General features: G+C 65.1%; 18 protein-coding genes, 1 tRNA gene and 4 pseudogenes. 13 read left to right on the top strand and 10 right to left on the bottom strand.

Features of this window, described 5'->3' with window-relative positions:
- Nucleotides 1-168 (top strand): integrase core domain-containing protein (locus XAXN_RS17105; protein WP_167694823.1); only part of this gene is annotated, 168 nt, incomplete at its 5' end.
- Between the two features lie 48 nt (nt 169-216).
- Here the strand turns inward: XAXN_RS17105 and XAXN_RS17100 are convergent.
- The 3 genes and pseudogenes from XAXN_RS17100 to XAXN_RS17090 form a co-directional block, all read right to left on the bottom strand.
- Nucleotides 217-878: pseudogene (locus XAXN_RS17100) on the bottom strand (DUF6538 domain-containing protein); the annotation flags it as partial.
- Between the two features lie 84 nt (nt 879-962).
- A tRNA-Ser gene (locus tag XAXN_RS17095) sits at nt 963-1,052 on the bottom strand.
- A gap of 371 nt (nt 1,053-1,423) precedes the next feature.
- Nucleotides 1,424-2,440, bottom strand: coding sequence for a LysR family transcriptional regulator (locus XAXN_RS17090; protein ID WP_134980240.1), 1,017 nt, complete (start codon nt 2,438-2,440; stop codon nt 1,424-1,426).
- A 100-nt stretch (nt 2,441-2,540) separates the two neighbouring features.
- Between XAXN_RS17090 and XAXN_RS17085 the strand changes: the two genes are divergently transcribed.
- Nucleotides 2,541-3,125 (top strand): FMN-dependent NADH-azoreductase, encoded by a 585-nt coding sequence (locus XAXN_RS17085; RefSeq protein ID WP_054320436.1) that lies wholly within the window; start codon nt 2,541-2,543, stop codon nt 3,123-3,125.
- Nucleotides 3,126-3,443: 318 nt separating this feature from the next.
- On the opposite strand, the gene serS is transcribed toward XAXN_RS17085, so the two are convergent.
- Nucleotides 3,444-4,724, bottom strand: a complete 1,281-nt coding sequence (gene serS / locus XAXN_RS17080) for a serine--tRNA ligase (RefSeq protein ID WP_054320435.1) — start codon at nt 4,722-4,724, stop codon at nt 3,444-3,446.
- Nucleotides 4,725-4,835: 111 nt separating this feature from the next.
- Between serS and XAXN_RS17075 the strand changes: the two genes are divergently transcribed.
- Nucleotides 4,836-5,498, top strand: a complete 663-nt coding sequence (locus tag XAXN_RS17075) for an energy transducer TonB (RefSeq protein ID WP_054320434.1) — start codon at nt 4,836-4,838, stop codon at nt 5,496-5,498.
- Nucleotides 5,499-5,856: 358 nt separating this feature from the next.
- Nucleotides 5,857-6,325, top strand: a pseudogene (locus tag XAXN_RS17070) (energy transducer TonB).
- A gap of 320 nt (nt 6,326-6,645) precedes the next feature.
- Here XAXN_RS17070 and aroA read toward each other — a convergent pair.
- From aroA to serC, 3 genes are all read right to left on the bottom strand, one after another.
- Nucleotides 6,646-7,974: a 3-phosphoshikimate 1-carboxyvinyltransferase gene (gene aroA / locus XAXN_RS17065; RefSeq protein WP_054320433.1), complete on the bottom strand. Its 1,329-nt coding sequence runs from the start codon at nt 7,972-7,974 to the stop codon at nt 6,646-6,648.
- A gap of 124 nt (nt 7,975-8,098) precedes the next feature.
- The gene (gene pheA / locus XAXN_RS17060) at nt 8,099-9,307 is read right to left on the bottom strand and encodes a prephenate dehydratase (RefSeq protein ID WP_054320432.1); all 1,209 of its coding nucleotides are present in this window, start codon (nt 9,305-9,307) and stop codon (nt 8,099-8,101) included.
- Nucleotides 9,308-9,389: 82 nt separating this feature from the next.
- A complete protein-coding gene (gene serC, locus XAXN_RS17055; protein WP_054320431.1) occupies nt 9,390-10,475 on the bottom strand; it encodes a 3-phosphoserine/phosphohydroxythreonine transaminase in 1,086 nt (361 codons plus the stop codon).
- A 175-nt stretch (nt 10,476-10,650) separates the two neighbouring features.
- On the opposite strand from serC, the gene msrP reads away from it, so the two are divergent.
- Both msrP and msrQ read left to right on the top strand, forming a co-directional pair.
- Nucleotides 10,651-11,619, top strand: a complete 969-nt coding sequence (msrP, locus tag XAXN_RS17050; protein ID WP_054320430.1) for a protein-methionine-sulfoxide reductase catalytic subunit MsrP — start codon at nt 10,651-10,653, stop codon at nt 11,617-11,619.
- A 132-nt stretch (nt 11,620-11,751) separates the two neighbouring features.
- The gene (msrQ, locus tag XAXN_RS17045) at nt 11,752-12,408 is read left to right on the top strand and encodes a protein-methionine-sulfoxide reductase heme-binding subunit MsrQ (RefSeq protein WP_054320429.1); all 657 of its coding nucleotides are present in this window, start codon (nt 11,752-11,754) and stop codon (nt 12,406-12,408) included.
- Here the strand turns inward: msrQ and XAXN_RS17040 are convergent.
- Nucleotides 12,350-13,159, bottom strand: coding sequence for an FHA domain-containing protein (locus XAXN_RS17040; RefSeq protein WP_054320428.1), 810 nt, complete (start codon nt 13,157-13,159; stop codon nt 12,350-12,352). The two genes, msrQ and XAXN_RS17040, sit on opposite strands and share 59 nt — an antisense overlap.
- A 237-nt stretch (nt 13,160-13,396) precedes the next feature.
- Between XAXN_RS17040 and XAXN_RS17035 the strand changes: the two genes are divergently transcribed.
- The 3 genes from XAXN_RS17035 to XAXN_RS17025 all read left to right on the top strand — a co-directional run bounded on the left by XAXN_RS17035 (nt 13,397) and on the right by XAXN_RS17025 (nt 15,938).
- On the top strand, nt 13,397-13,672 hold the full coding sequence (locus XAXN_RS17035; protein WP_042822008.1) for a polyhydroxyalkanoic acid system family protein: 276 nt from the start codon (nt 13,397-13,399) through the stop codon (nt 13,670-13,672).
- A 162-nt stretch (nt 13,673-13,834) separates the two neighbouring features.
- Nucleotides 13,835-14,395, top strand: coding sequence for a phasin family protein (locus tag XAXN_RS17030; RefSeq protein WP_054320439.1), 561 nt, complete (start codon nt 13,835-13,837; stop codon nt 14,393-14,395).
- A 550-nt stretch (nt 14,396-14,945) separates the two neighbouring features.
- Entirely contained in the window at nt 14,946-15,938 is a 993-nt protein-coding gene (locus tag XAXN_RS17025; protein ID WP_054320427.1) for a restriction endonuclease, read from the top strand.
- Nucleotides 15,939-16,124: 186 nt separating this feature from the next.
- Here XAXN_RS17025 and hutC read toward each other — a convergent pair whose 3' ends face one another.
- Both hutC and hutF read right to left on the bottom strand, forming a co-directional pair.
- Nucleotides 16,125-16,862 carry a histidine utilization transcriptional repressor HutC gene (hutC, locus tag XAXN_RS17020; RefSeq protein ID WP_151425157.1) on the bottom strand — a complete coding sequence of 246 codons (738 nt, stop codon included), beginning with the start codon at nt 16,860-16,862 and terminating at the stop codon, nt 16,125-16,127.
- A 320-nt stretch (nt 16,863-17,182) separates the two neighbouring features.
- Entirely contained in the window at nt 17,183-18,592 is a 1,410-nt protein-coding gene (gene hutF, locus XAXN_RS17010) for a formimidoylglutamate deiminase (protein ID WP_054320426.1), read from the bottom strand.
- Between the two features lie 60 nt (nt 18,593-18,652).
- Between hutF and hutI the strand changes: the two are divergent.
- From hutI to hutU, 4 genes and pseudogenes are all read left to right on the top strand, one after another.
- Nucleotides 18,653-19,860 (top strand): annotated as a pseudogene (gene hutI / locus XAXN_RS17005) (imidazolonepropionase).
- A 13-nt stretch (nt 19,861-19,873) separates the two neighbouring features.
- A pseudogene (gene hutH, locus XAXN_RS17000) lies at nt 19,874-21,414 on the top strand (histidine ammonia-lyase).
- 181 nt (nt 21,415-21,595) lie between these two features.
- Entirely contained in the window at nt 21,596-22,453 is an 858-nt protein-coding gene (gene hutG / locus XAXN_RS16995) for an N-formylglutamate deformylase (RefSeq protein WP_054320425.1), read from the top strand.
- Between the two features lie 16 nt (nt 22,454-22,469).
- On the top strand, nt 22,470-24,137 hold the full coding sequence (gene hutU, locus XAXN_RS16990; protein WP_054320424.1) for a urocanate hydratase: 1,668 nt from the start codon (nt 22,470-22,472) through the stop codon (nt 24,135-24,137).
- Nucleotides 24,138-24,397 lie beyond the last annotated feature (260 nt).

The raw sequence follows: 24,397 nt of genomic DNA, 5'->3' as shown, positions 1-24,397 counted from the left end.
CGCCAGACCCGCACCGTCCGCTACGCGTGGCTGGCAACAACGTTGTTCGACACCATCGAGCAGGTTCAGGACAAAGCCACGCGCTGGCTATGGACGTACAACCATGAACGCCCCAACATGGCGCTCGGCGGCATCACCCCAGCAATGAAATTGGCGATGGCCGCGTAGCTCCACTTTTGGCGAACGCTAAAAGCGGGGGGGATTACCGGGATTACCATACCACCGCGCCAGATCTGAGCGAGTGATGGCATGGACCTTTGCCTTCGGACCCAAGAATGCCACCAGCGCCTCGATGGCCGTTTTTTTGATCGTGTAGGTCTTGGGCAACGTCGAGCCCTTGAGGGTCGCCAAGAACGCGTCCCGAGCCTTTCCCAGCGTCATCGTCTCGATGGCCGGCGCAGATGATTGCCGAGCCGGCGTGGTCTGGTGCGACGCTCCGAATGTGTTGAACGCGGCAACTGGGAGCCGCGATGGTTGAGCGGGTGCCCCGCCCCTTGCTTCCGTTTCATCAGCTGCCGATACAGCTTCAGGTCTTTCGGGCTGTCGATCTCCCAGCGCTCGATAACCGTCCCATCCGGTTGGCGGGTGCGGTTGAGCGTCAGTTCCTGGAGGTTCTCAGCGCTCGTCAGGCGAGCGATCAGGAGGTCAGCGTCCGACTTACTGAGCTTGGTCACGCGTTGATCCGTCAACTGTGCGAAAAGCCGAGCATAGCCCGCCCCAAGCACCACCGCACGCACATGCGCCTGCGGCAAGTCCTTCGTTTGCAGGGTGCGTTTGATAAGCCGGCAGCCCATCACGGTTTGCAAATGGAGGGGCACACGTTGGACGAACGACCAGCGGCCGATCGGGGAACGGCTTAAATGATGAGGGATGCGCATGCGAGTGTTTCCTCTGCATGCTTCCTGCCTTCCAATCCAACCAAATCAGATTTTTCGATTCAAAATCAATGATTTGGAAGCGACTGGCGGAGAGAGTGGGATTCGAACCCACGGAAGGTTTGACCCTTCGCCGGTTTTCAAGACCGGTGCCTTAAACCGCTCGACCATCTCTCCGATGCTGCTGTGCGGGACCGCCGACGGGATCGGATGTCACGCTGGCGACCCGCCTTGCGCGGGTGGCCCTGGCTGTGGCCGCACGAACATCCTGTGCGGCTCACTCTTCCCAGGATCGCTCCCGGGCGCGTATTCTCGCATGCCCGGACGCGTTTTGCTCAGTGATACTGCCGCCGTTGGCTGACGCGGCATTCTGCGCCATTCATGGTGCTCGGCCGCCACACAGCGTGGCCGGCCGAGGGCACCCAAGCGCACAGGCGACCTGCCGAACATCTGAAGCGACCTGACTACTCAACAGCTAGCGGACTGCCAGACACCATGCCAGCCAGCCTCGGCCGCCAACATCCAGTGGCCAGCTTCGCCACAAAATCTCAGCCCGCCTCAGCCACCACCAGACGCGGCGTCGTTCCGGCGGCACGCTTGAGCTTTTCAGCTAACTCGGCGCAATTGCCGCCGCAATCCAGGCGCGAGCGTTCGATTTCCTGCGGCAGGTGTTCGGCCAGGAAGTCGATGAACACCCGCACCGCCGGCAGCAAGCCGCGGCGCGAGGCGAACACGGCGTGGCAGATGCCTTGCGGCAGCGACCAGTGCGGCAACACCACTTCCAGCTCGCCGCTGCGCACCGCTTCGGCGCACACGGTTTCGGGCAGCATGGTGATGCCGAAGCCGTCGCGCGCCATCGACTGCAGCAGCGGGAAGTCGAAGCCGGCCAGGCGTGGCTGCAGGTCGACTCGGCGCATTTCGCCGTTCGGGCCGTGCAGCTCCCAGCGCTGATGGGCTTCGTCTTCGCTGGTGCTCATGGTGGTGTGGTTGGCCAGCTCGCTGGGGTCCTTGGGACGCCCGGCGCGATCCAGGTACTTGGGGCTGGCAACCAGCAGTTCCTGCACCTGGCCGAAGCTGCGCATCACCAGGCTGCCGTCGTCGTCCAGGCGCGAGCGCACACGTAGTGCAATGTCGTAGCCCTCGTTGATGACATCAACGCGGCGATTGCTGATATTGAGCTGCAGCCGCACCTTGGGATATTTGGCCAGGAATTCAGGCAACAACTTGGGCAACTGGATCTGCGCAAGCGAAACAGGAACGCTCACACGTACAAGACCGCGCGGCTCGGCGCTGAGACGATCCACCACCTCGCGCGCGGCCTGGGCCTCGGCGAGCATGGTTTGCGCGTGCCGATGCACGCTGGTGCCGACGTCGGTCACCGCAAAACGGCGCGTGGAGCGCTGCAACAGGCGCACACCCAGGTCGGTCTCGAGCTGGCTGATGCGCCGGCTCAGGCGCGACTTGGGAATGCCGAGCGCGCGCTCGGCAGCGGCAAAGCCGCCGTGATCCACCACCATCGCGAAGTAATACAGGTCATTCAGGTCGTGCATGGCGCATGTATCGATGGATAGAACGATACGTGATATTTAACCACCTTTATTCCAGCAGAGCAACGACCTAGGCTGCACACCTCCGCGGCGCTGCCGCTTGCCACAGGTCACTGCCATGAAACTGCTGCACCTCGATTCCAGCGCACTGGGCGCCAATTCCGTCAGCCGCGTGCTCAGCGCCGCCGTCGTGGAGCAGCAGCGCCGGCTCCATCCCGAGGTGGAAGTGTCGTATCGCGACCTCGACCGCGACCCGATTCCGCATCTGACCGCGCAGACGCTGGCGCACACCGATCCGGCAGAGGCCGCGGACGCCGAAGCGGTGATGCAGCAGTTTCTGCAGGCCGATGTCATCGTGATTGGCGCACCGATGTACAACTTCGGCATCGCCTCCACGCTCAAGGCCTGGATCGATCGCATCGCAGTCGCCGGGCGCACCTTCCAGTACACCGCCAATGGTCCGGAAGGCCTGGCCGGCGGCAAGCGCGTCATCATTGCCAGCGCGCGTGGTGGCGTTTATGCCGAGCCGACGAACGATTTTCAGGAACCGTATCTGCGCCAGGTATTGGGCTTCCTGGGCATCGACGACATCAGCTTCGTGCGCGCAGAGGGCGTGGCGTATTCGCCGCAGCATCGCGACGATGCACTGTCCGCTGCGCTGGCCAGGCTGGGTGAGGAAGCAGACGCTGTTGTTGGCGCGTAAGCCTGCGGCGCGAGGCGTTGGCGTATTGAAAGGTCGTCATGACGGCGACATGCCGCCAACGAAGACGGGACTATCGCTGGTCCCGTTTTTCGTCAATGCCAGTAGCAAAGAAGCGCGGTCTAGCGCCCTCAAAGGATGTGCGTGCCAGCTATCGCAGACAGCACTGCTCGACACTCGCATTCGCGGGCGACTAAAGCATAGCGAGCACGCGTCTGATGGCGTGGATCTGGCCGGGCAGCCGCAGTGCCCGAATGCTCCATGCACACCGAACACCGCCCGCGCCGCCTGGTGATGAGCGCGGCCTTCCTGTAGCCGCGCTCAGCCGATCCGCTCAATCCCGCCCATATATGGACGCAGCACCTGCGGCACGTCGATCGAGCCATCGGCGTTCTGGTAGTTCTCCATGACCGCGATCATCGCGCGGCCCACGGCAGTGCCCGAGCCATTGAGTGTGTGCAGCAACTCCAGCTTGCCGCTGAACGGGTTGCGCCAGCGCGCCTGCATGCGCCGCGCCTGGAAATCACCGCAATTGGAGCAGGACGAAATTTCGCGATAGGTGTTCTGCGACGGCAACCAGACCTCCAGATCGTATGTCTTGATCGCGGAAAAACCCATGTCGCCGGTGCACAGCAACACCTTGCGATACGGCAGGCCGAGTTGTTCCAGCACCACTTCGGCGCAGCGCGTCATGCGCTGATGCTCGGCATCGCTGTCTTCCGGCGCGCAGGCGGTGACCAGCTCCACCTTTTCGAACTGGTGCTGGCGGATCATGCCGCGCGTATCGCGGCCACCACTGCCGGCTTCGGCGCGGAAACACATCGAATGCGCCGTCATCCGCAATGGCAGACGCTCGGCGTCGATGATCTCCTCGCGCACGATGTTGGTCAGCGGCACTTCGGAGGTGGGGATGAGATACCGGCGCGACTCGCCCACTTCGGTCTGGAACAAATCGTCTTCGAATTTCGGCAGCTGACCGGTGCCACGCATCGAATCGGCATTGACCAGCAGCGGCACGTTGGTTTCTTCGTAACCGTGCTCGCCCACATGCAGGTCCAGCATGAACTGCGCCAGCGCACGGTGCAGACGCGCGACCGGACCACGCAGCACGGTGAACCGCGCGCCCGACAATTTGGCTGCCGTTTCGCCATCCAGCCAACCGTGCGGCGCACCCAGTTCCACATGGTCCTTGATGGCGAAATCGAACTGACGCGGCGTGCCCCAGCGCGATTGCTCGACGTTCTCGCTTTCGTCCTTGCCAAGCGGCACATCCTCGGCGGGCAGATTGGGCAAGCCAAGCGCGATGCCCTCGAGCTTGGCGCGAATCGCATCCAGCGCGTCTTCGGACGCCTTGAGCTCATCGCCGAACCCGGCCACTTCGGCCATCAGCGCAGCCACATCTTCGCCCCTGGCCTTGGCCTGCCCGATCGCCTTGGACTTGGAATTGCGCTGACTCTGCAGCTCCTGCGTACGCACCTGGATGCGCTTGCGCTCGCTCTCCAGCGACTCCAGTTCCGCAATTTTCAACTCGAAGCCGCGCGTGCTGCGCAGGCGCTCGGCAAGGTCGGCGGGGTGTTGGCGAAGCAGGGCCGGATCTAGCATCGGAATATGTGCGTCAGTGGAATAGCGCGAGATTATCGCCTGTTCCGCCACCTGCTGCGATCGATTCACTACGGCTATGCCAGAATTGCGACGATTCTTCAGGTGAGCCCTATGCCCGCGCCCCGTCCTGCGTCCGATCGCCATATCGTTCTGCGTCTGCCCCGCCACACGCTGAAAATCGCCGGCATCGCCTTCGCTGCCGGCCTGCTGTTGTTCCTGCTGGTCTGGGCCACCGGCCGCAAGGACGACTTCTATAAAGCCTCCCCGGCGCAGCCGACCGCAGGCGCGCAGACCGACGACACCATCGCGCCGCTGCCGGCGCCGTTGCCCGCCCAGGACGGTGCCAGCGACATGCCGCAGGCCAAGCCGCCAGCCGACACCCCCACACTGGTGGATACGGCGCCACCGGCCCCACCCGCTCCGACGCCGCTGCCGGAAAATGCGGCGCCAGGTGCGCCTGGCAGCGCCGCGCCAATCAACGCACCGGTTGCTGGCGGCGATCGCCCGTTACCGATCCAGGGCCAGATGCCGCCGCCCCACTACCCGTCGGCTGCACTGCGTCGCGGCGATGCCGGTGATGTGGTGGTACGGGTCGACGTGGATGCCGCCGGCAATCCCGGTGGCGTGACCCTGGTGCAGCGCAGCGGCTCGCGCGATCTGGACCGTGCCGCCATGGAAGCGGTGCGGCATTGGCGCTTCCACCCGGCGCAGCGCAATGGCCAGCCGGTGGCTGGCAGCATGGACATCCCATTCGAGTTCAAGCCTGCGCAGTAAGCGGAACTAACCCTTCCGGCGTGTTGTTTGTCGCCAGATCGCGAGTGCCCGAGCCTGACGCAGCAAGCCTTGGCTAACGCCACGCATCCAGAAACACCATGCTGTTTTAACGACGCCGCAATGTCAGCTTGACTAAGCTGAACATCCAGCATGCACTAGCGCTTCATTCGCAGACCGCCTTAGCTCCCCCTCAGGTACTGCCAACCAGACTGGCCCCGTCATCCCCAGATGCGCCAGGAGGCCGGCAATGTCCGTCACTTCGAATCCTTCATCCGCTCACCCGTCGTCGTTGCCGCAACACGGCCGGCGCTCCGTGGAGCGGCACCAGAACGTGGCGAGCGACGGCGCTTCGCCCTGGATGTGGGCAACGCTGGTCGCCCTGCTCATCGTGGTCCCCAGCTGGTGGTGGACACGCCACAGCGACGAGTCATTCGCTACCGATACGCGACCGCTACCGGCAGCGAGTCGGCAGATCCTGCCGACGACCGATGGCCCGCGCGCGATGACCATGGTGGCGCACCAGCCTGCTCGCCCAGCGGTCAGCAGCGTTGAGGCCAAGCCGCTTCCGGGCAACGCGATGCCGAGCTACCCGGCCGCCCGTGGCGCATGCCGGCATCCAGGGCAGCCGCACCGCACGCCTGCAAGTGGATGTGCAGGGCCGCGTGAGTGATGTGACCATCGTCGACCGCAGTGGCAGTGACGATCCGCGCCTGGATGCAGCGGTGATGGAGAGCTTGCGTCGGTGGCGCTTCGAGCCCGCCACGCGCGATGGCCATGCAGTAGTGAGCAGCGTGCAGGTGCCGGTGGAATTCACCTCACAGCGTTAAGGATTTGCGCAGCGCTGCGGCTTCGTGGCGGCAACGGTAGAGATGTCGCGGCGTGTCGTTTGGGTTCTGACTCGCCGGAAGAATTTTCTGCGCACCTTGCTGATGGGCACGCGCTCCTTTGCAAATCTCCGGCGATCTTGGTTCGACTCACATCGCGCCTCCAAGCAAGCGCGCCGCTGATAGATGATGCAGGAGCAGCACATCACCCGCGCAGTGGAAGCGCCACAACACGCGGGGAATCCGCATCCCCGCGAACTGCTACGGTCCCGCGCCAGCCGTCCGGACCGTGAAATCCAAGCAATTCTGCGACAGACAACGCGTTAGCGGTGCCCGGCGGTTTCCAGCCCAAATCCGGCGCCCTGTGCCAGGGTGTCGAAGCCCGGAAACGAGGTCGCCACGTTCGCCACGTCGTTCACCTGCACCTGACCCGTGGACAGCTGGCCGGCAATGGCGAACGCCATGGCGATGCGATGATCGCCATGACTTTCGATCACGCCGCTGCCGATGCTGATGCTGCCGCCGTAGATGGTGGCGCCGTCGGGCGTTTCGTCGACTTGCACGCCGAGCGTGCGCAGGCCGGTAGCCATGGCCGCCAAGCGATCGGACTCCTTGACCCGCAATTCGGCAGCGCCGGTCACCACGGTCTGCCCGCTCGCCGCAGCGGCAGCGACGAACAACGCCGGGAACTCGTCGATCATGTCCGGCACCAGCGCCTCAGGAATCTGCGCGCCATGCAATGGTGCGTAACGCACGCGCAGATCGGCGACCGGCTCACCGCCGTGCTCGGCATGATTCTCTTCGCTGATATCCGCACCCATCAGGCGCAACGCGGCCAACAGCCCGGTGCGGCGTGGATTCAACCCGACTGCACGCAGCACCACTTCCGAGCCAGGAACAACACTGGCCGCGACGATGAAGAACGCAGCCGAGGAAAAATCTGCCGGTACTGCAATATCGGTCGCGCGCAGGCGCTGCCCGCCGCGCAAACGGGCCTTACCGGGCGAAAAATCGATATCCACGCCGAACGCCGACAACATGCGCTCGGTGTAGTCGCGGGTGGGATGCGGCTCGGTCACCGAGGTCTCGCCCTGCGCATAAAGACCGGCCAGCAGCACCGCAGACTTGACCTGCGCACTGGCAACCGGCGAGACGAAATCGATACCGTGCAGCGCCTGCCCACCGTGCACGTGCAATGGCGGCGTGCCGTCGTCCTGCGTCTCGATCCGCGCGCCCATCTGCGCCAGCGGGCCGGTGACGCGCCGCATCGGCCGCTTGGACAACGACTCGTCTCCCACCAGCACGCTGTCGAAGCGCTGCGCAGCCAACAGGCCGGCCAGCAGACGCATCCCGGTGCCGGCATTGCCGCAATCCAGCGCCTCGGTCGGCGGCTGCAGACCATCCACGCCCACACCGTGCACGATGCGCCGCGACGCCGACAGTGTTTCGATGCGCACGCCCAGCTTGGCGAAAATGGCGGCGGTGGAGCGCGTGTCTTCGCCTTCAAGAAACCCTTCAATCTGCGAAACGCCGTCGGCGAGCGCGGCGAACATCACCGCGCGGTGCGAAACCGATTTATCGCCAGGAATGGCCAGGCTGCCCTGCAGTGCGGTGCCGCGTCGGGCAATCCAGTGGTGCGTGCTGCTGCTCATGCATGTGATCCGATGGCTGCGACATCGCCAACGCCGACGATGCGCTTTGAAGAAGGTTGCGGCGTTGCTGTCAATTATGAGGTCGCGGCGCGCCAACATGGACTGTCGTAGCGAGCTTCGACGCTCAGGGAATGGCCACCGGATACGAACCCAGCACCTTGATCTGTGCCGAGTGCGCTTTCAGTTCGGCCAGTGCCCGCTTCATCGCATCGTCTTCGACATGGCCGACCAGATCGATGAAGAAGCCGTATTCCCACTTGGCCTGATGCGAAGGCCGCGACTCGATGCGGTTCATGCTGATGCCGTGGCGCGCGAACGGGCTCAGCACGTCGAACAACGCACCCGGCTTGTCATGGATGAATACCAGCACCGAAGTGCGGTCGTGTCCGGACGAAGGAAAGATCTGCCGCCCGATCACCAAGAAACGCGTGGTGTTGTCGTCGTCGTCCTCGATCGACTTCATGATGACTTTCTTCAAGCAATACACGTGCGCCGCGCTCTCGCCGCCGATGGCCGCGGCATCTTCAGCATTGCGTGCGCGGCGTGCGCCTTCGGCGTTGCTGGATACCGCGATCTTTTCCACCTTGGGCAAATGCGAGCGCAACCAACCTGCAGTCTGCGCGAACGATTGCGAATGCGCGTAGATGCGTTCGATATCTTCCAGCCGGCCGTTGCGCGAAAGCAGGTATTGATGCACGCGCAGCTCGACTTCGCCGCAGATTTTCAGGTTGGAGGTCAGAAACATGTCCAGGGTAACCTGGATGGTGCCCTGCCCGGAATTTTCCACCGGCACCACGCCGAAATCGGCGTTGCCAGCTTCCACTTCCTGGAACACTTCTTCGATCGTGGCCATCGGCAAGCCCACTGCCGAGCGGCCGAAATGCTTGAGCACCGCCTGCTGGCTGAAGGTGCCTTCCGGACCCAGATAACCGATTTTAAGCGGCTCCTGCTGGGCCAGGCACGCCGACATGATTTCGCGGTAGACGTGCACCAGCACTTCGTCGCTGAGCGGGCCTTCGTTGCGGTCCACCACCATGCGCAGCACCTGCGCCTCGCGCTCGGGGCGGTAGTAATCCACCGCCGCCGCAAGCTTGCCCTTGGCCTTGCCGACCTGATACGCAAAGTTGGCGCGCTCGGCAATCAGCGCCTGGATATTGCGATCGATCTCGTCGATCTTGGCACGCACATCGGCCAGCACCGGCGCAGCGGTCTTGATCGCGGCCTTTTTAGCCGGCGTGTTTGCAGACTTGCTGTCTGAAGCGCGCACCGATGTCTTGGTCGGCTTTTTTTTGCCGCCTGTGGCGGCCGTGGGCTTGTTGGACTTGGGGGCCATCGCTGGGCATTCCTAAAATGGCGACGCATGCGCGCTGTCAGCGCATGCGCCTGCGCGGCAGACGCCGCAGGTAGATAAAGACTCAGCCGTGACGCTGCTGGAAGTCGTGCATGAAGGCGGCCAGCGCTTGCGCGCCCGCCACCGGCATCGCGTTGTACAGCGACGCACGAATGCCACCGACTGCCTTGTGACCCTTCAACGCGAGCAGCCCGGCTGCCTTGGATTCGCTGACGAACAGCGCATCCAGCTGCTCGTCCGGCAGAAAGAACGGAATATTCATGCGCGAACGCACTGCCGGCTTGATCAGGTTGCGATAGAAGCCGCCCGAGCCATCGATGGCACCATACACAAGCGCGGCCTTTTCGGCATTTCGGCGTGCGAACTCCTGCACTCCGCCCTGCTCCAGCATCCACTTCACGGTCAGCCCGAGCAGGTACCAGTTCCAGGTCGGCGGTGTGTTGAGCATCGAATCGCGCGCGGCGTGCGAGGCGTAATTGAAGATGTCCGCACGCGGTTGCCCGGCGCGCTCCAGCAGATCGCGCCGCACGATCACCACCGAAATGCCGACCGGACCGAGATTCTTCTGTGCGCCAGCGTAGATCAGCCCATAGCGCGAGATATCCAGTGGCTCGGAGGCGATCGAGGAACTGAAGTCGGCAAACAATGGCAACGTGCCCACGTCCGGCGTGTCGCGAAATTCGACGCCATGGATGGTTTCGTTGGCGGTGATGTGCATGTAGGCAGAATGCGGCGACAAGGTCCAACTGGCCGCTGGGGGAATGTCGATGAAGCCATCGGCCTGCGCGTCGGCGGCGATGCGCGCATCCACAGACGTGGCCGCCTGCTTGATCGCGGTCTTGCCCCAATGCCCGGTGATCACGTAGTCGGCCGCCTGGCCGGGCGCGGCAAAATTCAGCGGCAGCAGCGCCTGGATGGTGGTGGCGCCACCGGCGGTGAACAGCACCGCATAGTCGTCGGGAATCGACAACAAACTGCGCAGGTCGGCTTCGGCAGCCGCCGCTACAGCCATGAAATCGGCGCTGCGGTGGCTGATTTCCACGATCGAGGCGCCGACGCCGTTCCATTCGACCATCTCTGCCTGCGCCTGCCGCAGGACCGATTCCGGCAATGTCGCAGGGCCGGCACTGAAATTGAACGCGCGTGTCATGGCACACCTTGTCGAGCTAGCCTTCTAGTATGCCGCAGCGCATCGGGCTTGGCAGCGGACAAAAAAGTTGCAGCTGCATCCTTTTGACTGAGCCTGACGTAATGTAGCGATGTGCCAAGGCGAACTTTTGTCCCGGTTCGTTACTCTCACGTTGCAGCCACTGCCGGAGCCTGCCATGTCGTTTCGCGATGCCTTCAACTTGCCGTCCAGCGAGATCACCGATGAGTCCGTTTACCGCGACCGTCGCCGGCTGCTGCAGTTATTTGCGTTGACCCCCGCGCTGGGTGTGGCCGGGTGCGCCGAGGCCGACCCGCCCCCGCCGCCCAAGACCGTGGTGACGCCGGCGCAGGCGCGCAGCGGGTTTCGCACGGCCGAGGAACTGACCCGGCTGGAAGACGTCACCAGCTACAACAACTTCTACGAGTTCGGTACCGACAAGACCGATCCGTCCAAGGCGGCCAAGACCCTGAAGCTGTCGCCCTGGACGGTCAAGGTGGGCGGCGAATGCGAGAAGCGCGGCAGCCTGTCGCTGGATGAACTGCTCAAGGGCATCGCGCCGGAAGAACGCATCTACCGGTTGCGCTGCGTGGAAGGCTGGTCGATGGTGATCCCGTGGACGGGCGTGCCGCTGGGCGAGGTACTCAAGCGCTTCGCGCCGACCTCCAAGGCCAAGTACGTAGCATTCACCACCCTGGCCGACCCGCAACAGATGCCGGGCGTGCGCTACAGGTCGATCAACTGGCCTTATCGGGAAGGCTTGCGCATCGACGAAGCGATGCATCCGCTGACCCTGCTGGCCACCGGTTTGTACGGCAAGCCGCTGCCGCAACAAAACGGTGCACCGTTGCGCCTGGTGGTGCCGTGGAAGTACGGCTTCAAGAGCATCAAGTCGATCGTGGAAATCCGTTTCGTCGAAAAAATGCCCGAGACCGCCTGGCACGATCTGCAACCTTCCGAGTACGGCTTCTTTTCCAACGTCAATCCGGCGGTGGACCACCCGCGCTGGAGCCAGAAGACCGAACGCCGCATCGCCGGCACCGCCAGCAAACTGTTTGCCGAGCGCATCGCCACCAAGCCCTTCAACGGGTATGCCGATCAGGTCGCTTCGCTGTATGCGGGCATGGATCTGAAGAAGTGGTTCTAGGCCACGACCACTGCGGTATCGACTTGTCGTAGGGACGCATCCGGGCGCGACAGGCATTGCCGGTAACGCCTGTCGCGCTCAGCTGCGCACCTACGTTTCACGCTCGCGCGTCGCTTCCTTCCTCGAGATCGCATGGCCAAGACATCCACTTCCGTGATCGCTGCCAAGACGCTGGTGCATGCCGCCGCGCTGGCGCCGATCGCCCTGTTCGGCTGGCAATTCTGGCACGTGTGGCAAACCGGCAGCGACGCGCTGGGCGCCGACCCGGTGGCCGAGATCGAACACCGCACCGGGCTGTGGGCGCTGCGCTTTTTGCTGATCACGCTGGCAATCACGCCGTTGCGCCAACTCACCGGGCAGGCCGTGTTGATCCGGTTCCGCCGCATGCTGGGCCTGTACGCGTTCTTTTACGCCAGCGTGCACCTGGCGGCTTACCTGACGCTGGATCTGCGCGGCTTCTGGACGCAGATTTTCGAGGAGATCCTCAAACGCCCCTACATCACGGTGGGGTTTGCGGCGTGGCTGCTGCTGATGCCGCTGGCGATCACCTCCACCCAGGGGTGGATGCGTCGGCTCAAGCGCAACTGGGGCCGCCTGCACACGCTGATCTACCCGATCGGCCTGCTGGCAGTGCTGCATTTCTGGTGGCTGGTGAAATCCGATATCCGCGAGCCGGCCCTGTACGCGGGGATTCTTGCGGTATTGCTGGGCTGGCGCGTCTGGAAAAAACTCAGCGCGCGCCGAACCACAGCAAGGCGCTCAACGCCGCCGCCAGCAACACCGCGCTGAGCAGCAACCAGGGCCAGCGGGCCACCTTCACCGGTGCGCGCGTCGGCTCTGCAACGGCGCGCGGCGGCGGCAGGGGTTCGGTATCGGGCAGATCCCAGGTGGTGCTGTGGTGCGTCCGCGGCACCTCCACCACGAAACGGTGGCGCGCATCGAAGACGACCTGATCGCCAGCCTGCAGCCAGCCGTCGCGCACCTGGACGCCGTTGATCCAGCTCCCCTCTTCCGAACCCAGATCGCGGATCAGCACACGGTCGCCATGCCGCTCCAGACGCGCGTGCTGCGGCGCGAATGCCGGGTCGTCGATGACGATATCGGCGGCGGCATCGCTGCCGACCAGACGCGCGCGATCCAGGGTAAAACTGCGCCCGTGATGGCACCCGCCTATGCCGCGCAACAACAGGCAGACCTCGCCGAGGCTGGCCGTGTCGTCGTGACCATCGTTGACCGGCGCACTGGACGGGGCACTGCGCAACAGCATTTCCACGCCATCGGCATAGATCGCATCGCCCGCACGCAGCAACGCCATGCGACGTACCTGGCGCCCATTGACGTGGATGCCGCGGATTCCGTTGGCTACCTGTAGCCACAGGCCGCGTTGGTCCAGGCAGAACTGCGCCAACAGCAACGCGCCCTGCGCATCGCCGACCACCCGCACGCTGCCGGAGGCATGACGGACGATCCGGTGGACACCGGGCTTGAGGGAATGATCCGGCTGCTGCCGGTGGGTGAAGTGAACTTGCAGGTCGCGCACCGGCCGCAGCCTAGCAGGTTTGCCCCCATACGCGGCCATCCGGGGTGATCGGAGCGTGCTGGATCGCTGGCGCGCGCGCGCCAGGATCGCGATGCGGTCGTCTGAGCAGGCACCGCGGCAGCACAGCTCGCAGCGCTGCATTTCTGACATCGGCAACCCGACGCGTACCGCCGCACTTGGAGCCGGGGCTGGGCATGCGCACAATGCGCCCTCACTTTCGCATGACCCATCGCACCCATGTCCAGCATCGATATTCGCCACGACCACTCCTTGACGCCGGCCCAGGCCCGCGCGGCCATCGACGAGGCGGCGCGCAAGCTGACCGATCGCTACGGCATCGCCTCGCATTGGGAAGGCGACACCTTGCGCATCGCACGTGCCGGCGTCGACGGGGCGATCGCGCTGCTGCCGCAGCAAGTGCACGTCACCGCCGAGCTCGGCTTTTTGCTGTCGGCGGTGCAGCCGATGGTGGAATCGGAAATCCGTCGCTTGCTGGCCGAAAAACTGGCCTGATGGAGCGACTGGCGCTGCGCCGCTTCAGCGTCAAGTCACCTGACCAGGCGCTTGCGGGTAGATGCTTCCAGTACGCCTGATCGGGCAACGTTTCACCTGCCCGATGCAGGGTCGGCACTAGGGTGAATGCAATATCACGTTGGCAACCTACAGGAGCATCGCATGACGACCGGATACGATCAGAACGGCAACCGCGGCAACGCGGCCCAGGGCTTCCAGGCGCAGGCGGAACAGATCTCGCGCCGGCTTGGCGAATCGGCCCAGACCGTATGGCTTGCCGGCCTGGGCGCGCTCGGGCGCGTGCAGAACGAAGGCAGCAAGCTGTTCGACTCGCTGGTGCGCGAAGGCGCCGCGTATGAGCGTACCGGCCAGCGCAAGGCGGCCGAGAGCGTGGATGAGTTGCGCGAAGAGGTGGAAACCCAGTTCGAGCAGGCGCGCGACACCGTAGTGCGCGGCTGGGACAAGCTGGGCAAGGCCTTCGACGAACGCGTGAAGGGTGTCCTGCGCACGCTCAACATTCCCGAGCAGGAAGAATTGGAAAACCTGCGGCGCGAGGTCGAATCGCTGAAGGCCCAGGTCCGCGCAAATACCGCAGCCGCCAAGCGCGCCAACCGTACCGCCAACCAGGCAGCGCAGGCGGCCAGCGAGACGACGGGGGGAGGCGGCGCAGGTGCCGGGGCGGCATCGTCGTCCAGCAACCCCGGTGCGTTCGACACGGAATAAGGGCAACGGTAAAAGCAACCGCGCTGTCATGGGAGGGCGCGGTTGTTGCCCGAGGCGATGAGACAGTCATCGCTCACGCAGGCGCGGCAGGCGCAGGTGCGAGGGCTGCACCTCTACGTGCTGGCCAACATGTAGCTTCCGATTCCTCAATGCGGTGTCATCGGCCGCGCCACCCGTGCCGACGCGCGCAATCCTCGCATCGAGCTGCGTCTTCGTTAAGCCGCAGCTGGGCATTGGCGTTAGATCGGCATGCAGGTGCGGCGTTGCTAAGGTGCGCATTAGATCCGCATGTCTTTTGGAATCATAGCGTTAGCGCGCAAAACCAGTTCTGCCGCCCGATGTTGCAAAGCAACATGATTTTTCGGACAATCGGAACGACCCGCCAGTCCTGCGTTACGAAGTCCGTTTGCTCCCTCCCCTTACGGCTTCGGACTGGCGGGTCTTTCGCTATCTGGATCACGGCTCGCGATATCACCGCGCCTGATCCATTGACGAATCTTTCGCGAAGGATTCTTCTACACGCACGATTCGTTATACGCGCCATTGCTTAATGCTCATGCCTTCCTGGATTCTGGCGCCCCTGGCTGCACTGCTGCTCTGGCTGGCGGTGTCTGCCTATCTTTGGCTGGTGCGACGACGTGCCAATGAAGTGCATGAAGGCATACGTGCGCTGGCCATCATGCACTGGCGCGATTTTTCCGCCGTGGTGCTGCGCGTTCTGCAGGATCAACGCGGATGGCAGCCCACGCAGTTGCCGCAGGATGGCCTGCCCACCGCCGATTTCATGATGCAGACCGAGCAGGGCACCCGGCTGGTGGCCTGCAAGCACGGGCGCGGTTATCGCATTGGCGTGGCGGCAGTGAACGAGCTGGGCGCGATGGCGCGGCTGGCCGGCGCCAACGGCGGCGTGATGGTCACCGAAGGCCGCATGGAGCGCGAAGGTATCGCTGCCGCGGAGAAACAATCGATCGAAGTGCTGGACGGTGTGCGTCTGTGGCCGCTGCTCAAACCCTATCTGCCTGGCGACGTGGAGGCCGGTGTGGTCGGTGCGGCACGCCGCCGCGCGATCCGCCACAGCGTCATCGCCGGTGCCGCCCTAGCGACGCTGGCAGTCATGGCGGTGCTGACGCTGCGCCCGCCGACGCCGGCTATACCGCGTACTGCGGCGTCTTCCCCTGTTCCGGCACCGGCCCGCGTGGTGGTGGCGCCTACGCCCTCCGCCATTACCGCCCAGCCGACGCCCTTACCCACTGCGGCGGCCCCGGCAGCGCCGGCAGCCGGCGCAGAACCGGATGCGGCCACCATCCAGGACTATCAACGCGAGGTCTCCAAGGCGTTGGCGCAGACGCCGGGGCTGGTGCGCGGCATCTGGCTGACCCAGGCAACCCTGGTGGTGGATCGGACGGTGGAAGACAGCGCGGCATGGCCGCTGATTTGCCGCGAGTTGCAACGCTACCCGTACCTGCGCACGGTGCGCGTGCAGCTCAACCCGCGCCCGGGAACCGCCGAGCCGGTGCGCTGGCGTCAGTGCAGCACGATTTGATCCTGGGGCATTGGCTGCTGTCTTCGTCAAGCGTCGCTGGGCTTGCTCGACCGGGCACATGACCGCGAAAGTGCAGTCGGCGCCATCCCGGCGTGCAGCGACTGCAACACGCCGATGACAGTTCAGCGAACAACCCGCAGGGACCTGAGCGCCGCGGTACCGCGCCCATCACCTGCCGACATCAGTTCACCGCAGTCCTGGCGCGAACCGCGCCACCAGATCGTACGAACCGCCCAGAAACATCTGGCGCACGTAGGTGACCGGCAGGTCGCCGCGCCAGGTATGGCGGTCGATCACCAGGCAGGCCGCGCCATCGTCCGCCTGGAGCTGCTGGGCCTGGGCGGCGTCGGCACTGGTAGCGCTAATGCGGTGCTCGGCGCGCGTCCAGGGCACGTTGCGCAATAACCAGCTGCCCGGCGCCACCTCCGTGAACGGATGGTCCACTGCGTCGGGCACGGTGCTGATATCGATCACGCGGTGCTCCAGCGCAAACGGGCGGCCGTCGGCCAGGTGCACGCTCTGCAATTCCAACACCTTGCCGGTGCTGCCCAGCGCACGTTCCTGCGGCACGCGCTGCCGCACGTTGCGCAGCTGCCGCGACACTAAAGAGAACCGGTACGCATGGCCGCGCGTGGTCATTTCCACCTCGATGTCCGGGATCGAGAGCGCCACCTGTTCCAGATGCGGGTGCTGCCGTGCCACGAACGAACCAGTACGGCGGCGGCGTTCGATCATGCCGGCATCGGCCAGCAAGCCGAGCACCTTGTTCACGGTCATACGCGAGCAGCTGTACTGCGCCATCAACTCGTGCTCGGGCGGCACGCGGTGCCCGGGCGGCCAATCGCCGCTGTGGATGCGTTGTTCCAGATCCTGGCGGATGCGCTGATGCAAGGTGCCAGGCACGATGGTGGTGGTGGCAGTCAAAGCTCGGGTCTCCGGAAAGCGCGGCTATTCGATCGGCATGCAACCTGGTTGGCAGCGTGCGCCAGCAGCACGTCGCCGCATGCAGCATGCACGGCGCATGGACAAGGGCACTGCGTGCACCTGCCGCCGACGCGGCTGCGTCTGCGGCGGCTCCAGTTCCGGGAGCAGCGCTGCGCACGCATCCGCTTGGAGCGGTTCAGGCGCAGCCACTATCTGTTGCGGCCGGGGCCCGTCACCGGTGGGTGCAAAGCGTACACCACGACTCCTGGGCGCCGTTGGGCATCCGTCTGACCATTCCCGCCACCGTGTGATGGTCAATGTCATTCGTCCAGCAGGCTGCGCAACACCGCGGCAAACCGTGTTGCGAGACGGGCGCGGTCGACATGCTGCCCGTTGCGCACCACCCAGCGCCCGCCGCGCCAGACGTTGCGCACCGCAGTGCCACGCGCGGCAAACAGCCAGCTGTCCAGCAAGGCGTCGTCGCTGCGCGCCAGCAGGGCCGGATGCGCGGTGTCCAACTCGATCAGATCGGCCGCTGCGCCGGCACGAATGCCGGTCTGCGCGAGACCCAGCGCCTGCGCGGCACCCATGCCAGCCTGATCGTAGAGCCAGCGCCCGCTGGAGACTGGCCCCTGCGCCAGGACATTGCGCGCCTGCAGCCTCAGGCGCTGGCCGTACTCGAGCAGCCGCAGTTCTTCAGCCGCATCGATCAGCACATTCGAATCCGAGCCCACGCCGAAGCGTCCGCCCGCAGCCGCAAATGCCTGCATCGGGAAGATGCCGTCGCCCAGATTCGCCAATGCCTGCATCGGGAAGATGCCGTCGCCCAGATTCGCCTCGGTGATCGGGCACAGACCAACCACCGCACCGCTGGCGGCAATCGCCTGCAGTTCGTAGGCATCCACATGCGTGGCGTGCACCAGGCACCAGCGCGCATCCACCGGCGCGTTGGCCAGCAGCCACTGCACCGGGCGCTGCTTGGACCAGGCCAGGCAGGCGTCCACTTCGCGCTGTTGCTCGGCAATATGCAGATGGATGGGGCCATCGGTAAGCGGCACCAGCGCTGCCAGTTGCTGCGGAGTAACCGCGCGCAGGCTGTGCGGCGCCAGCCCGAGCACCGCGTCCGGCAGCGCTTTCAGGCTGTATCTGCAGTCGTCCAGCAAGCGCGCGAAGCCGTCAATGTCGTGAATCAGACGGCGTTGGGCCGGGCTGGGGGCGGCGCCACCGAAATCCGAGTGCGCATAGAACACCGGCAACAAGCTGAGGCCGATGCCGGTGTTGGCGGCAGCGGCGGCAATGCGCTCGGACATTTCGCTAGCCTGCGCATACGGCGCACCGCTCGCCGCGTGGTGCAGGTAATGGAATTCGCCCACGCGGGTGAAGCCGCTTTCGAGCATTTCCACATAGGCCTGTTCGGCGATCGCCTGCAGGCTGTCCGGGTCGAGCCGGTCGACGAAGCGGTACATCAGCTCGCGCCAGCTCCAGAAGCTGTCGCCGCTGCGTCCGCCGACTTCGGTCAACCCCGCCATGCCGCGCTGAAAGGCATGGCTATGCAGGTTGCCCAGGCCAGGCAGCAATACCTCGCAGCGCGTGTCGGCGGGGGCAGCAGGCGCATCGAATTGCACCGCGCCGATGCGGCCCTGTGACAGCGTAACCCGCACGCCGCTCGCCCAGCCGTCGGGCAACAGGGCCCGCGCTGCCCAGAACACCTGCATCTGTTGGTTTGCCACTGGACACCCTCGATCGCCGAACCTATTGTATATACATATCAGACACTACGAGCCTGCGCCATGCATTGCGACATTCTGTGGCACAACGCGCAACTGATGACCCTGGATGCGGCCGATGGCGGCCTGGGCATCGTGGACGATGGCATCGTCGCCTGCCGGCACGGCCATATCGTCTACGCCGGCCCGGCCGCACAGGCGCCAGCGCTGCGGCCCGACAGTGCGCACGACTGCCAGCGCCGCTGGATCAGCCCCGGCCTGATCGATTGCCACACCCATCTGGTGTACGCCGGCAATCGCGCCAACGAATTCGAGCAACGCTTGCGCGGCGCCAGCTATGCCGACATCGCCGCAGCCGGTGGCGGCATCGTGGCAACCGTGCGCGCCACCCGCGCCGCCGACGATGCCGCGCTGCTGGCCGCCAGCCTGCCGCGCCTGGATGCGATGCTCGCCGAAGGCGTGACCACGCTGGAAATCAAATCCGGCTACGGGCTCACGCTGGACGATGAAATCAAGCAGCTGCGCGTGGCGCGCCAGCTTGCCGCGCTGCGCAAGGTGGAAGAGTGATGCCGACCTTCCTGGGCGCGCATGCCGTGCCGCCTGGCGGCCAGGCGCAGCACTACATCGACCAGGTCTGCACGCAGATGATTCCGGCGGTCGCCGCGCAAGGGCTTGCCGAGGCCGTGGATGTGTTCTGCGAGTATCTGGCGTTCTCGCAGGCGCAGGCCGAACACGTCTTCATTGCGGCGCAAGCGCATGGTTTGCGCATCAAGATCCACGCCGAACAATTGAGCAACCAGCACGGCGCCGAACTGGCCGCACGCTACGGCGCGTTGTCGGCCGATCACATCGAGTACCTGGACCAGGCCGGCGTTGCGGCGATGGCCGCTGCCGGCACGGTGGCAGTGCTGTTGCCCGGCGCGTTCTACTTCATCCGCGATACCCAGCTGCCCCCGATTGCCGCACTGCGCACGGCAGGCGTGCCGCTGGCGCTGGCCACCGACTGCAACCCGGGCACCTCGCCGCTGACCAGCCCGCTGCTGGGGATGAACATGGCGGCGACGTTGTTCCGCATGACCGTGGACGAATGCATCGCCGGGTTCACCCGCCAGGCTGCGCGTGCGCTCGGGCGCAGTGAGCGCCTGGGCCAGTTGCGCGCCGGCATGGACTGCGACCTGGCGATCTGGAACATCGATGCGCCGGCCGATCTGGTCTACCGCATGGGCTTCAATCCTCTTCATGCCCGCGTCTGGCGCGGGCATCTGTGCTGAATCCGGAGTTGTCATGAGTGTTTCTGTTGTCTTGCAACCCGGCCAGGTCACGCTGGCGCAATGGCGTGCGCTGTATCGCGGTGCCGAAGTCGCGTTGGACGATGCATGCGCTGCCGCGGTGCTACGCAGCGCGCAAACGGTGGAGGCCATCGTCGCGCGTGGCGAGCCGGTGTATGGCGTCAACACCGGCTTCGGCAAGCTGGCCAGCGTGCGTATCGAGCGCGAGGATCTGCAGACCCTGCAGCGCAATATCGTGCTCTCGCACGCCGCTGGCGTCGGCGAGCCCACGCCGGTACCGGTAGTGCGGCTGATGATGACACTCAAGCTCACCAGCCTGGCCCAGGGTGCTTCCGGCGTGCAACCGGACACGCTGGCGTTGCTGGAAGCGATGCTGCGCGCCGGCATCACGCCGGTGTGCCGTGCCAGGGCTCGGTGGGCGCGTCCGGCGATCTGGCACCGCTGTCGCATCTGGCCGCGGTGATGATCGGGGTTGGCGAAGCCTTCGTCGGCGCGCAACGCCTGCCTGCTGCCGACGCGCTTGCACACGCGCAGCTGCAGCCGCGCGTGCTGGGCGCAAAGGAAGGGTTGGCACTGCTCAACGGCACGCAGTTTTCCACCGCCTGCGCCCTGGCCGGTCTGTTCGAGATCGAAACCGTCCTGCAGGCCGCGCTGGTCACCGGTGCGTTGTCGGTGGAAGGGGCCAAGGGCTCGGATACGCCGTTCGATGCGCGCATCCACGCGCTGCGCGGGCAGCCCGGACAGATCGCCACTGCGGCGGCATTGCGCGCCTTGATGGCCGATTCGGCCATTCGCGAATCGCATCGGCTTGGCGATGTGCGCGTGCAGGACCCGTACTGCCTGCGCTGCCAGCCGCAGGTGATGGGCGCGGCGCTGGATGTGATGCGTCAGGCCGCGCGCACCCTGGAGATCGAAGCCAATGGCGTGTCCGATAACCCGCTGGTCTTCAGCGATACCGGCGAAGCGCTGTCTGGTGGCAATTTCCACGCCGAGCCGGTCGCCTTTGCTGCAGACATGCTGGCGCTGGCGGTATGCGAAATCGGCTCGATCAGCGAACGCCGCACCGCGATGCTGGTCGACCCCGCACTGTCCGGCCTTCCGGCGTTTCTCACACCGCGCCCGGGCTTGAACTCCGGCTTCATGATTCCGCAGGTGACCGCTGCCGCGCTGGTATCGGAAAACAAGCAGCGCGCGTATCCGGCCAGTGTGGATTCGATTCCGACGTCGGCCAATCAGGAAGATCACGTGTCGATGGCTGCACACGGTGCGCGCCGGTTGCTGGCGATGGCTGAGAACGCCGCGCACGTCATCGGCATCGAGCTGCTGGCCGCCGTGCAGGGCTGCGACTTCCATGCGCCACTGCGCTCCAGCACTGCGCTGGAAGCGGCGCGTGCCCTGTTGCGCGCGCAGGTGCCGACACTGCAGAACGACCGCTATTTTCATCCGGATATGCTGGCTGCCAGCGCATTGGTGCGCTCGGGCGCGTTGGCGCAGGCAGTGGCGATCCCGTTGCCGGTTGTGGAGCAGGGCGTATGAGTCGGCAGCGCTTCTGCAGCGAATCAATCGCTGCATCGTCGCGGTCGCAGCTGCAGTCTTTGGCGATCTCTCCAAGCACACGCACCGACGGTGACGCGGCAGCGCGCACGCGACACATCCGCAACGCCCAGCTGCGCAACGCATGCCGCACGCTCGCAGCACGCACACACGGAGCGCAGCGATGAACGCCCTGCCCGACTGGCTGGAACTGCACCGCGGCGATGCGCCGTTGATCATCAGCTTTCCGCATACAGGGACCGAGTTGCCCGACGAGGTCGCCGACCAGTTCGTCTTGCCGTGGCTGGCGCGCCGCGATACCGATTGGTGGGTGCACCAGCTTTACGACTTCGCACAGGCCCTAGGCGCCACCACGCTGCGGACTGCGATCTCGCGCTCGGTCATCGACGTCAACCGCGACCCGAGCGGGGCCTCGCTGTATCCGGGCCAGCGCACCACCGGTCTGTGCCCGCTCACCACCTTCGACAATCAGCCGCTGTATGCCGACGGCGCGGCACCGGATCAGGCGCAGATCGCGTTGCGTCGCACGCGCTGGTTCGACCCGTACCACGCCGCGCTTGCCGAGGAAATTGCGCGCCTGCGCGCGCAGCACGCCAAGATCGTGGTCTACGACGCGCATTCGATCCGCTCGTTTATCCCACATCTGTTCGATGGCGAATTGCCGCAGTTCAACATCGGCAGCAACGACGACCGCAGCTGCGACCGGCACCTGGCGGATGCGGTGGAGAGCCTGTGCCGCAGCAGCGGCTCCAGCACGGTGCGCAACGGGCGCTTCAAGGGCGGCTGGATCACCCGCCACTACGCGCAGCCCGAGCGCGGCGTGCACACCTTGCAGATGGAACTGGCCTGCCGCGGCTATATGCGCGAGCCGGACAGCCTCACTCCCGAAAACTGGCCAACGCCGTGGCAGCCGGTACACGCCGTGGTGCTGCGCGCAGTACTGCGCCACGTGCTGCAGGCCTGCCTGCACTTCGCCAGTGCGCCCTCTTCCGACCCCGCGCCGCCTGCGGCCAACCGCTGATTGCAAGGAACCCGGCATGACCCGTCACGATGCAACCCGCGTCATTCGCGCCGCCACCGGCACCACGCTCACCGCCAAGAGCTGGCTCACCGAAGCGCCGCTGCGCATGTTGATGAACAACCTGGACCCGGACGTGGCCGAGCGCCCGCAGGAACTGGTGGTCTACGGCGGTATCGGCCGCGCCGCGCGCGACTGGGAATCCTTCGACGCAATCGTTGCTGCACTCACGCGCCTGGACGAGGACCAGACCTTGCTGGTGCAATCCGGCAAGCCGGTGGGCGTGTTCCGCACCCATGCCGATGCGCCGCGCGTGTTGATCGCCAATTCTAACCTGGTGCCGCGCTGGGCCAACTGGGACCACTTCAACGAACTCGATCAAAAGGGCCTGGCCATGTACGGCCAGATGACCGCCGGCAGCTGGATCTACATCGGCGCGCAAGGCATCGTGCAGGGCACGTACGAAACCTTCGTGGAAATGGGCCGCCAGCATTACGCCGGCAACCTGGCCGGCAAGTGGCTGTTCACCGGCGGCCTCGGCGGCATGGGCGGCGCGCAACCGTTGGCGGCGGTAATGGCCGGCGCCTCGTGCCTGGCGGTGGAATGCCGCCGCTCCAGCATCGACATGCGCCTGCGCACCGGGTATCTGGATACGTGGACCGACTCACTGGACGAGGCGCTGCGCCTGATCGAGGAGTCGTGCACCGCGAAGAAGCCGCTGTCGGTCGGCCTGCTCGGCAATGTTGCCGACGTGCTGGACGAATTGCTGCTGCGCAGGATCAAGCCGGATCTGTTGACCGACCAGACCTCTGCACACGACCCGGTCAACGGCTACCTGCCGCAGGGCTGGAGCGTGGAAGACTGGGATGCAAAGCGCGTAAGTGCGCCCAAGGAAGTGGAAGCGGCGGCGCACGAGTCGATGGCCAACCACATCCGCGCCATGCTCAACTTCCACGCGCTGGGCGTGCCCACCGTGGATTACGGTAACAACCTGCGCCAGATGGCACTGGAGGCCGGCATCGACAACGCGTTCGATTTCCCCGGTTTTGTGCCCGCCTACATCCGCCCGCTGTTCTGTCGCGGCATCGGCCCGTTCCGCTGGATCGCGCTCAGCGGCGACCCGGACGACATCGCCAAGACCGACGCCAAGGTCAAGGAACTCATACCCGACGATGCGCACCTGCATCGCTGGCTCGACATGGCAGCCGAAAAGATCGCCTTCCAGGGCCTGCCAGCGCGCATCTGCTGGGTGGGCCTGGGCGATCGCCACCGGCTGGGCCTGGCCTTCAACGCCATGGTGCGCAGCGGCGAGCTGAAGGCGCCGGTGGTGATCGGCCGCGACCATCTGGATTCGGGCAGCGTGGCCTCGCCCAATCGCGAAACCGAAGCGATGGCCGACGGCTCGGACGCGGTCTCCGACTGGCCGCTGCTCAATGCCCTGCTCAACACCGCCAGCGGCGCCACCTGGGTGTCGCTGCATCACGGCGGCGGCGTCGGCATGGGCTTTTCGCAGCACGCCGGCATGGTCATCGTCTGCGACGGCAGCCAGGCCGCCGACAAGCGCATCGAACGCGTGCTATGGAACGACCCGGCCACCGGCGTGATGCGCCACGCCGATGCCGGTTACGCCATTGCAACCGATTGCGCGAAGGAGAAAGGGCTGGATTTGCCCGCGATTCTGAACTGAGGGAATGGCCGCGCAACGTTCGACTACACAGACTGCCCCCCTTGCGGTGGCGGGTCACGGCTACGCAGTCCTTTTTGGCCGCTCTTATTCGAACGTTTGAAATACGCGTCCCAGCCTGTATCAGGCCTATTATTTCCGCGCGGATTCCGAGTGAACGTTTGCGCCTTTCCACGTTTTCACCGCAGCGATCAACTCTTCTTTTTTACTTCCATCGATCGGCCATCCATGTATTTCAGTCACTAGGTGTTTGATCCCATGCT

The sequence above is a fragment of the Xanthomonas axonopodis genome, from assembly GCF_001304695.1.
GTDB classification, from domain to species: domain Bacteria; phylum Pseudomonadota; class Gammaproteobacteria; order Xanthomonadales; family Xanthomonadaceae; genus Xanthomonas; species Xanthomonas axonopodis.
The sequence above is the reverse complement of the archived record's forward strand: the minus strand, read 5'-3'. Positions and strand labels throughout refer to the sequence as shown.

Coding starts and splice junctions, on each gene's coding strand:
- aroA (WP_054320433.1), bottom strand. CDS start 7,974: ATGAGCAGCAGCACGCACCACTGGATTGCCCGACGCGGCACCGCACTG.
- XAXN_RS17025 (WP_054320427.1), top strand. CDS start 14,946: ATGCTCATGCCTTCCTGGATTCTGGCGCCCCTGGCTGCACTGCTGCTC.
- hutG (WP_054320425.1), top strand. CDS start 21,596: ATGAACGCCCTGCCCGACTGGCTGGAACTGCACCGCGGCGATGCGCCG.
- msrP (WP_054320430.1), top strand. CDS start 10,651: ATGTCGTTTCGCGATGCCTTCAACTTGCCGTCCAGCGAGATCACCGAT.
- serS (WP_054320435.1), bottom strand. CDS start 4,724: ATGCTAGATCCGGCCCTGCTTCGCCAACACCCCGCCGACCTTGCCGAG.
- XAXN_RS17075 (WP_054320434.1), top strand. CDS start 4,836: ATGCCCGCGCCCCGTCCTGCGTCCGATCGCCATATCGTTCTGCGTCTG.
- pheA (WP_054320432.1), bottom strand. CDS start 9,307: ATGGCCCCCAAGTCCAACAAGCCCACGGCCGCCACAGGCGGCAAAAAA.
- XAXN_RS17085 (WP_054320436.1), top strand. CDS start 2,541: ATGAAACTGCTGCACCTCGATTCCAGCGCACTGGGCGCCAATTCCGTC.
- serC (WP_054320431.1), bottom strand. CDS start 10,475: ATGACACGCGCGTTCAATTTCAGTGCCGGCCCTGCGACATTGCCGGAA.
- XAXN_RS17035 (WP_042822008.1), top strand. CDS start 13,397: ATGTCCAGCATCGATATTCGCCACGACCACTCCTTGACGCCGGCCCAG.
- hutU (WP_054320424.1), top strand. CDS start 22,470: ATGACCCGTCACGATGCAACCCGCGTCATTCGCGCCGCCACCGGCACC.
- msrQ (WP_054320429.1), top strand. CDS start 11,752: ATGGCCAAGACATCCACTTCCGTGATCGCTGCCAAGACGCTGGTGCAT.
- XAXN_RS17030 (WP_054320439.1), top strand. CDS start 13,835: ATGACGACCGGATACGATCAGAACGGCAACCGCGGCAACGCGGCCCAG.